Annotated in this window: 6 protein-coding genes; 3 read left to right on the forward strand and 3 right to left on the reverse strand. The window is 45.5% G+C overall.

All coding sequences use genetic code 11. The annotated features are described in order from the left end of the window. Positions 1–839 (forward strand): DUF2333 family protein (locus A3735_RS17670; RefSeq protein WP_068638368.1); only part of this gene is annotated, 839 nt, incomplete at its 5' end. Between the two features lie 78 nt (positions 840–917). Here the strand turns inward: A3735_RS17670 and ppa are convergent. Further along, entirely contained in the window at positions 918–1,445 is a 528-nt protein-coding gene (gene ppa, locus A3735_RS17675) for an inorganic diphosphatase (RefSeq protein WP_068512204.1), read from the reverse strand. A gap of 69 nt (positions 1,446–1,514) precedes the next feature. Then, positions 1,515–2,189 (reverse strand): ribose-5-phosphate isomerase RpiA, encoded by a 675-nt coding sequence (gene rpiA, locus A3735_RS17680; protein WP_068512208.1) that lies wholly within the window; start codon positions 2,187–2,189, stop codon positions 1,515–1,517. Positions 2,190–2,410: 221 nt separating this feature from the next. Here rpiA and ilvA point away from each other — a divergent pair, with 221 nt between their 5' ends. Then, positions 2,411–3,946, forward strand: coding sequence for a threonine ammonia-lyase, biosynthetic (ilvA, locus tag A3735_RS17685; protein WP_068512212.1), 1,536 nt, complete (start codon positions 2,411–2,413; stop codon positions 3,944–3,946). Positions 3,947–4,056: 110 nt separating this feature from the next. Beyond that, complete coding sequence (locus A3735_RS29755) at positions 4,057–4,215, forward strand: hypothetical protein (RefSeq protein ID WP_156490412.1); 159 nt, start codon at positions 4,057–4,059, stop codon at positions 4,213–4,215. Between the two features lie 57 nt (positions 4,216–4,272). Here A3735_RS29755 and A3735_RS17690 read toward each other — a convergent pair. Next, on the reverse strand, positions 4,273–4,739 hold a 467-nt coding region (locus A3735_RS17690; protein ID WP_156499741.1), incomplete at its 5' end, for a 5-formyltetrahydrofolate cyclo-ligase.

Consider the following 4,739-nt stretch of genomic DNA (forward strand, 5'->3'; position numbering starts at 1 on the left):
CGGTTCCTGGCTTTGCGACAACAGCAACGATGATCTATTTGATGGAAACGCTGATGGATAAGTCGGGAGGCTACATTAGCAATGATATTTTTCCGCCTGGTTTATGGCTGGATAATATTACTAATTGGGAATATGGCGTGCTGGTTCAGGTTCGTGATTTGGCCAGGGTCTTTCGTAAGGAGTTGAGCCGGTCTCAAAGCCAGTCGGTTGAAGATAAGGACTTAACGATTGCAGAGCCCCAGTTTCATTTCGATAACAGTAGTTGGGCACTTCCGGCCAGTGAGTCGGAATATCGTCGTGGCGTGAAGGCAGCGCGTAGTTACCTAGCGCGTCTCTCTGACCCTCAACAACCGGACGCTCAGTTCTATGCGCGAGCAGATAATTTAAGAAGTTGGCTATCTGAAGTCGAGAATCGTTTAGGGAGTTTGTCGCGCCGTTTGAGTGAAAGTGTTGGTCGCCAGCAGCTTGACTTGGGTTTGGCGGGCGATGCAAGTGCTCAGCAGTCGACAGCTGCAGAAGGTGCTCAGGAGCGTAAGACTGCTTGGATGGAAATAGACGATGTGTTTTATGAAGCACGCGGTACGGCTTGGGCGCTGGTGCATATACTAAAAGCAATAGAGCATGACTTTAAGGCAGTGCTGATCAATAAGAATGCTTTGGTAAGCTTGCAGCAGATAACACTGGAATTGGAAGCGACTCAAGAGGCTGTTTGGAGTCCGATGATTCTAAATGGTAGTGGCTTTGGGATGTTGGCTAATCATAGCTTGACAATGTCTTCGTATATCTCAAGAGCATCAGCGGCCATTATCGACTTGCGCAGTTTGCTTCAGCAGGGCTAACTTTCTAGCACTCGTGAAGTGCAGATAGTAAAAAGGCCGCTGATGCGGCCTTTGTTATATAGAGCTAAGCGCTACAACTTACTTATTGTAGTTCGCTACAGACTTCTCGATTGACTTACGAGCAGCATCTGCATTTTCCCAGCCTTTTACTTTTACCCACTTGCCTTTCTCAAGCTCTTTGTAACGCTCAAAGAAGTGCTGGATCTGTTCTTTCAGTAACACTGGAATATCTTCAATATCCTGAATATCTTTGTACTCAGGAGATAGCTTGTCGTGAGGTACCGCTACTAGCTTCTCATCACCACCCGCTTCATCGTCCATGTCTAGCATGCCGATTGGGCGACAACGAATTACTGAGCCAGGTATAACTGGATATGGTGTGATAACCAATACATCTAATGGATCACCATCGTCAGCCAAAGTGTGCGGGATAAAACCGTAGTTTGCTGGGTAGAACATTGGCGTGGACATGAAACGGTCAACTACAACAGCTCCCATGTCTTTGTCGATTTCATATTTTACCGGGCTGCTTTGAGCTGGGATTTCAATTACGACGTTAATGTCGTTAGGAATGTCTTTTCCTGCTGGAATGTTGTCAAAAATCATAGCTTTGTCCTGTCGTTAATAAGCGGTGTTACTGACCTGAATTTTTTCGCAGAGCGATAAAGTGCGCGATTATACGGCTTCGTGCATTTTTACGCCAGATTCAGAGCCAACAAACAGCAGATCTGCGGGTCTAAGTGCAAATAAACCGTTAGTGACTACGCCTGTAAGGTTGTTGATTTCGGCTTCGAGCTTCTTCGGTTCGAGAATCTTCATGTTGTGAACGTCTAGAATATGATTGCCGTTGTCTGTTACGAAGCCTTCTCTATAAACCGGGTCACCACCAAGTTTGACAATTTCCCGGCCTACCAGGCTGCGTGCCATAGGGATAACTTCAATTGGAAGTGGGAACTCACCTAACAAGCCAACTTGCTTGGAGGCATCTACAATGCAGATGAATTTTTTGGCAACAGCAGCAACGATTTTCTCTCGAGTAAGTGCACCGCCGCCGCCTTTGATGAGCTCTAGTCGCTCGTTGCTTTCATCTGCGCCATCGACATAAAACTCCATTTCATCTACTGAGCCCAGCGCGTAAACAGGAATGCCATGGCTTTTTAGTCTTTCCGCTGTTGCTTCGGAGCTGGCCACTGCGCCATCAAACTGATGTTTGATTTTAGCAAGGTGATCAATGAAGAAATTCGCTGTCGACCCGGTGCCGACGCCGATGATGCTATCGTTATCCAACTTCGGCTGGATATAGTCAATAGCAGCTTGGGCGACTGCGCTTTTTAATTGATCTTGGTTCATGCATGCTCCGCTAGGGTAAATATCTGATTATGGCGTATTGATCGTTATAAATGGCATTATAATGCCCGACAATAAGTGAGAAAAGGATTATGATTGTTTGTGCTCACTTCGATGCTTATTTTTCTCTAGCTATCAGGTATTGAGCAGGGTATTAAAATTATATTAAGTCTGCCTATACGCTGTTTGTCTATATGTCAGCCCTATAAGTGAAGAGTTCCAAGATGCCAATTAACCGTTATATCAAGAAAATACTTGATGCCAGAGTTTATGATGTTGCTATTGAATCGCCGGTGACACATGCGCCGCTATTGTCGGAGCGTTTTGATAATCAAATATACCTTAAAAGAGAAGACCTGCAGCCTGTATTCTCTTTTAAGCTTCGTGGAGCCTATAACCGTGCTCGTTTACTCACAGATGAAGAAAAAGCAGCTGGCGTGATTGCGGCTTCTGCCGGTAATCATGCGCAAGGGCTTGCTTTAGCTGCGCAGAAGCTTGGTATCGACGCGACTATCGTTATGCCAAAAACGACCCCTGAAATTAAGGTTAACTCGGTCAGGGCGAAGGGCGCAAAAGTTGAACTCGTTGGTGATGCCTTTGATGAAGCTTCCGCTTATGCCTTAGAAAAGGTAAAGAAAGAGGGCTTGGTTTATATTCCCCCATACGATGATGAAGATGTGATTGCCGGGCAAGGGACGGTCGCAATGGAGTTACTAATGCAGCATACCGCACCTATTCATGCGGTGTTTGTGCCGGTTGGTGGTGGCGGCTTAATTGCGGGAATGGCAGCCTATATTAAGTTTGTTCGCCCCGAAACAAAAGTGATTGGTGTTGAGCCTGAAGAGGCGGCATGTCTTAAGGTGGCGCTAGAGACTGGGCGTAGAGAAATTCTAGAAGAAGTAGGGATTTTTGCAGAAGGTGTCGCGGTTAAACAGATTGGTAAGCTGCCTTTTGAAATTGCCAAAAAGTATGTTGATGAGGTGATTACTGTTTCAACAGATGAGATTTGTGCAGGCATTAAAGATATCTTTGATGATACACGATCAATTGCTGAACCCGCAGGTGCGGTGGGCATCGCTGGCTTAAAAAAATATGCGGAACGTGAAGGCTTAAGTGGTGAGAATTTAGTGACCATCGTTAGTGGGGCGAATGTTAACTTTGACCGTTTACGCTATATCTCTGAACGAACTGAAATTGGTGAGCAGCGCGAGGCAATCATTGCTGTCACTCTCCCTGAAAAGCCTGGAAGCTATCAGAAGTTTATTCAAGCGCTGCAAACTCGTAATGTGACCGAGTTTAATTATCGCTATGCAGAAGGAAGTGACGCGCAGATCTTTGTTGGTGTGCAAGTGCTTCCGGGTGGCGAAGATCGGGCGCGTGTTATTGCAGAGTTAGAGTCCCAAGGCTATCCCGTGCTGGATATGACTGACAACGAGATTGCAAAGCTTCATATCAGGCATATGGTCGGTGGGCGTTCTGAAGGCGTTGGTGATGAGCAGGTTTATCGTTTCGAGTTTCCTGAAAGGCCAGGGGCGCTGATGTCATTCCTTAATTCACTTGGTACTCGTTGGAATATTTCCATGTTCCATTATCGTAACCATGGCGCTGCATACAGTCGTGTCCTGATGGGGGTGCAGCTGAAAGATTCTGATACGAAAGCCTTTCAGGGAATGCTAGATGAGATAGGTTTCCGATACTGGGTCGAGACGGATAATGAGGCGTATCAACTTTTCTTGAGGGCAGGTAAGTCAAAACGCTAGTAATTAGGTGCTAAAGCCATTAGAATCCGCTACTTAAAGCAGGGTTCTAATGGAAATTTTCTAAAGCTGTGCTATTTTTCTGATTATTAAAGTTTTATTTTGAGGAAAATATGAAGAAGAAACCCGATACAATGTTGGCTGTAATCGGTATATTTATGATCGGTTTGGTCATAAGTGGCTTTTCTTCTATTAGCATTGGTGCTGATGAAGAGCCGGTTCAGAACGCTAGTACTGAGCATGTATTTGATCGTTCAGCCAGCCGCTACTAAAACTCTCTATTCATAAAGAATTACTCGGCTTTTTTGCTCGTTTGATTCTGCATAGGCTTATTTTTTTGCATAGATACCTTGATCGGTGACGATCGCATCTAAGCTGACATCCCAGTCATTGACCGGAAGCGCGTCCATCTTCTGCAGCTCATGTGCTAATCCAATCAAGCGAGGCTTGCACTGAGGAAGCCGTCGCTTATAGTCAAAAGTGCGATCATAGAAGCCGCCTCCCATTCCCATTCTGTTTCCTTCGCTATCAAATGCTACCAGTGGCATTAACACTGTTGACAGTTGTTTAGCATTGAATTGTTTGCAGCGTTTAAAGTCAGGTTCCTCAATACCGAAACGGTTCTTGATATAAGGGCTTGATGCAGAGACTTGGCAAAAAATCATCTGTTGTGGTTTTAAGGGGTGGATGACGGGCAAGTATGCTGTCTTTCCCCATTTCTGTATTAGTGTGAGCAGTGATCGAGGGCAGATTTCACCGTCGTTGCCTAAGTACAAAGCAATATGTTTGCCCCTCA

This window comes from Oleiphilus sp. HI0061, assembly GCF_001635675.1.

What these genes read in the sequence shown, in the direction of transcription:
- A3735_RS29755 (WP_156490412.1), top strand. Translation starts at nt 4,057, where the DNA reads ATGAAGAAGAAACCCGATACAATGTTGGCTGTAATCGGTATATTTATG.
- ilvA (WP_068512212.1), top strand. Translation starts at nt 2,411, where the DNA reads ATGCCAATTAACCGTTATATCAAGAAAATACTTGATGCCAGAGTTTAT.
- rpiA (WP_068512208.1), bottom strand. Translation starts at nt 2,189, where the DNA reads ATGAACCAAGATCAATTAAAAAGCGCAGTCGCCCAAGCTGCTATTGAC.
- ppa (WP_068512204.1), bottom strand. Translation starts at nt 1,445, where the DNA reads ATGATTTTTGACAACATTCCAGCAGGAAAAGACATTCCTAACGACATT.